Here is a 4,293-nt window from a genome sequence, read left to right on the forward strand (position 1 = left end):
CGGTGCCTGAGCTTGTCGAAGGCTGTTTTAGAAGCTAGTCCCGATAGCTATCGGGGTTGATTTTCACCATTTAACGTGTCGTTTTGCCCAGCTGAACCCACGTATCGACGGTGCCTGAGCTTGTCGAAGGCTGTTTTAGAAGCTAGTCCCGATAGCTATCGGGATTGATGATTTCGCCATTTAACGTATCGTTTTGCCCAGCTGAACCCACGTATCGACGGTGCCTGAGCTTGTCGAAGGCTGTTTTAGAAGCTAGTCCCGATAGCTATCGGGGTTGATTTTCACCATTTAACGTGTCGTTTTGCCCAACTTAACCACGTATCGTAGTTCGGCGCCTGAGCTTGTCGAAGGCAGCTTGTCGAAGGCCAATCTTTAAATCTTTAAATCTTTTAATCTTTTAATCTTTTAATCTTTCAATCTCGAAATTTTTTCCAGCTCCTTCCGGCTGTTCGCTATAGTCCGCAAAAAATACGGTTTGTTCAGTTGGCAGGTATTGGGCTTCTTGGGTCGCCCGCACCTACCGCTTCACGTAGCCGTATTTTTCTTACGGGCTGCCGCTGCCATCCGGGCTAGGGCAAACGTTACCAAAAATTCGTGAAAAAATACCTATAAGTAGGTAGTTTTGGGAGGAGAAAAACACCTTAATTAGCAACGTAACCAAAAGCGAAACAAGTGTCCAATTTAACATATAAAAAATACGCATAATTTTTTTGACACAAGGTGCTGTTATTATATAATTTAAGCTTGTTTTTGAAAATTGAGAAAGTTGCGAGAACTTCGCCAATTGTCAAGTTAGCACCAATAAATAAACGACAAAATAGAACATATGGAGACATCATTAAAACAAATTAAACTGCAACTTCAAGACATTTTGAAACGCCTTGAATGGACTTCAAGAATCGTAGGACAAGGGAATGCAGTTACTACTGAAATAACTGGTTTAGTAGGAATCAGAACGGTTGTGAACGACATCTCAACATTAAACCTTTTTGACTCAATCTCAAATTCGCTGAAAAATTCAGTAATATATACCACCGCAAACGACACAATGCAAGTACAAGTATCAGAAGGGCGGGAAATTATTTCAAATCTTACATTATTGAAGACACTTACAACTAATTTTCTAAATGTATTACTTAAGACCGTGCCTGAAGAAAATGTTGATTCCATAAATATTAAGTTACCTCCAATTAATGATTTTGACGAACTATCAAAGGTTAGCCGTGAAATCCATGTTGGACTTTCGCAAGTTATATTTAATGACGAAATAAAAGGACAAACGAAAATAGTGAGCGTTGAGAATGGCTCTATATGGCTAAATGTATTAGTTGGTACAACTGCAGTTACTGTTATTGCAAGTTTAGTTTGGGCTTCCGCAGTTATTTATAAAAAAATACTTGAAGGTCAATTATTGGCTCAACAGGTTCGTGGTTTAAAGGTTAAGAATGACAGTTTAGAAGACATACTCGCTGCACAAAAAGCAGAGACCGAAATAATGATTCAAGCTGAAGCTGAGCATATAAATTCAGAACATTTCAAAGAAAATGCACCTGAAAATATCGAAAGAATTAAAAATTCAATAACCACTTTCGCAGACCTCATAGGTAGAGGTGCAGAAATACACCCAGCATTAGTCGCTCCTGAAAATGTTTCAAACTTGTTTCCAGACCCGACAAAACTAATTGGAGTCGAATCGAAAATTAAGAGACTTGCAAATCCAAATGGAAATTAAATTTACTGGTGCTAACAGCACCTACCCAAAAGGCGGGGTTTCGTGTTCCAAAGACAGTTTTTTGGTTAAACAAACTTTAGTTTTTCAAATCAAGTTTTGTGGTAAAAATCCCGAACTTCGGGTTGCTGCGAAACGTTAGAAAACATTTTAACCGAAAATCACGATAAACAAACAATTTTAAATTTGACAATTATGAAAAAAATTATTTTCTCTTGTATTTTTTGCCTAACGTTTCTTAATATTTTCAGCCAAAGTTTTCCTGAAAATAATCCTGAATTATTACTAAACAAAATAGTAAAGCCTAAAGAAGTATCAGAAACTTTACAGATATATGCTTACAAGAATTTTTATCTTGAATTTGATAAAGGGAAAAAGCAATTTACTAAAGATGATAAAAAGAATAAACCATTTGCAACAGGACCAAGTTATTCTGTAATATCTGATTATTCTAAACTTGTTGGAAAAGAATTTAAAGTTTTGGAGATATTTGAAATTGTTCCTAAATATTCATTTAGTGGTAAAGAATATGCAATTGAGATAGAAAATTCAGAAGTTGGTAAAATTTTCTACAAATATGACCCAAAATATGAACATAGTTTTGAACTTGAAGTAGTTGGCGGATTAGATTATCCAACTGATTTTTTCTGTTCAAAAATTGAACATCAAAAAGATAAGTTTGAAGATAAAGAAACTTTTTTCACTCCATATGAAAATGGTATAAGCTTTATGAAAACGATAGAAAAGGGGAAAACAACTATATATTTAAGTGTTCGTGTTAACGGAAGTACATTAAACGTTGGAAAGAAAGGCTTAAATATTCTTTTTGAAGATGGTACAAAATTTACAAAAGCCGAAGCTAGCATAGATACAAAAGTAAGCAGTGGTAGTGGTTATATTTATAGTGCCTTTATTCAATTGACACAAGCAGATATAAAATTACTAACTGAAAAAAGTATAACTGACACGAGAGTTTATATTTATGATGGCACAGTAGACAAAGACTCTGCGAAGAAAATTAGAGAATACCTAAAATGTCTGAATAAATAAAAACGTTTGCTAACAGCAGTAGCTGTTGCACAACCTCTTTTAAAAAATAAAAAGCATAAATCTGAACAGAAAAAGACTTCTTTAGAAGCGATTTTAGAGCGGCTTATTTTTTAGTTCAAGTTGCAATTGGCAAATTTTAGACGGGTTAGAAAAGCTCTTTAAAAGCGATAAAAAGTGGTTTTTAGACTTGTTTGTACTTTTCCTTTTATCGTAGCAACAACTTCGGCTTGCAATATGGGTTTACGGGTGATGAATTTGAGGTAATTCTTTAGGTTATAGGTTAAACTCGACATCAGTTTAAAAAAGATCAATCAAGTTAACCGAGGTAAACAATTGTGGCTGAAAATTCTCTTTTCTTTGCATGACTAAACAGACGAAAATTACTGCAAAACCGATAGCTATCGGTTACGCGGATTTATGTGTTTTATTACGTTGTGCAACAGGCACAGCAGTTCGGCAAGAGTGTCGGTTCAGTTCTTCGTAAACTCATTTTTGGTTAATCAAAATTGGCTCTCCGCATGAACATGTGTAGTGAAAATCGCTACATTAATCCAGTCAAAAAATGTTATCGTTTCTAGCAAAAACCGGTTCCAAAGGAGAAACACGGCTGAAAAAAATTAAATTTGTAACATATAGAAACAAATAATGGACAATCGCTTTACGGATATAATTCAGTTAATTAAACAGTCTCGGACTGATGCTATTAAAGCCGTAAACGCCGAACTGATAAATCTATATTGGAATATTGGAGGGTATATAAGCACGAAAATTGAACAATCAGAATGGGGTGACTCTGTCGTAACAGAACTAGCCAGTTTCATTCAAACACACGAACCTGATATAAAAGGCTTCTCCGATAAAAACATTTGGAGAATGCGACAGTTTTACGAGACTTACAAAGACTTCCCAAAACTCTCACCACTGGTGAGAGAAATTAGCTGGACAAACAATCTTCTGATATTTTCAAGGTGTAAAACTATTGAAGAAATGGAATTTTACCTAAAACTCGTAAAACGAGAAAGCTATAGTAAACGTGAACTTGACCGACAAATATCTGCAAGCTTTTTCGAGCGGTCAATGATAGGCAATTCAAAACTCTCACCAGCGGTGAGAGAAAGTAACAACGACCTATCTAACACATTCAAAGACAGCTATGTATTTGAATTTCTAAACTTACCTGACCGACACAGTGAAAGCGATTTACAGCGTGGACTTGTAAGACAAATGAAAAATTTTGTTCTTGAACTCGGGAAGGACTTTTTGTTCATTGGAGAAGAGTATAAGTTGCAAGTAGGTAACAGCGACTTTTACATTGACCTGCTTTTCTATCACCGTGGACTACAATGTTTAGTAGCTTTTGAACTTAAAACTGACAAATTCAAACCCGACCACTTGGGGCAGCTAAACTTTTACTTGGAAGCATTAGACAGAGACGTTAAAAAGTCAAATGAGAATCCTAGCATTGGAGTTTTGCTATGCAAGGACAAAGACAGTGAAGTTGTAGAATATGCTTT

General features: G+C 35.5%; 4 protein-coding genes. 3 read left to right on the plus strand and 1 reads right to left on the minus strand.

Going from position 1 to position 4,293, the window contains the following annotated elements; genetic code table 11:
* Positions 1 to 826: 826 nt before the first annotated feature.
* Together ACOVQQ_RS03780 and ACOVQQ_RS03785 are read left to right on the plus strand one after the other, a co-directional pair.
* Positions 827 to 1,732 (plus strand): hypothetical protein, encoded by a 906-nt coding sequence (locus tag ACOVQQ_RS03780; protein ID WP_421817009.1) that lies wholly within the window; start codon positions 827 to 829, stop codon positions 1,730 to 1,732.
* A 192-nt stretch (positions 1,733 to 1,924) separates the two neighbouring features.
* The gene (locus ACOVQQ_RS03785; protein ID WP_421817010.1) at positions 1,925 to 2,779 is read left to right on the plus strand and encodes a hypothetical protein; all 855 of its coding nucleotides are present in this window, start codon (positions 1,925 to 1,927) and stop codon (positions 2,777 to 2,779) included.
* Positions 2,780 to 2,937: 158 nt separating this feature from the next.
* Here the strand turns inward: ACOVQQ_RS03785 and ACOVQQ_RS03790 are convergent, their stop codons facing one another.
* A complete protein-coding gene (locus tag ACOVQQ_RS03790) occupies positions 2,938 to 3,072 on the minus strand; it encodes a hypothetical protein (protein WP_421817011.1) in 135 nt (44 codons plus the stop codon).
* Positions 3,073 to 3,424: 352 nt separating this feature from the next.
* Here ACOVQQ_RS03790 and ACOVQQ_RS03795 point away from each other — a divergent pair.
* A partial coding sequence (locus ACOVQQ_RS03795) for a PDDEXK nuclease domain-containing protein (RefSeq protein WP_421817012.1) occupies positions 3,425 to 4,293 on the plus strand: 869 nt, incomplete at its 3' end.

Origin of the sequence: Flavobacterium sp. (assembly GCF_049240005.1) — a bacterium.
GTDB lineage: Bacteria > Bacteroidota > Bacteroidia > Flavobacteriales > Flavobacteriaceae > Flavobacterium.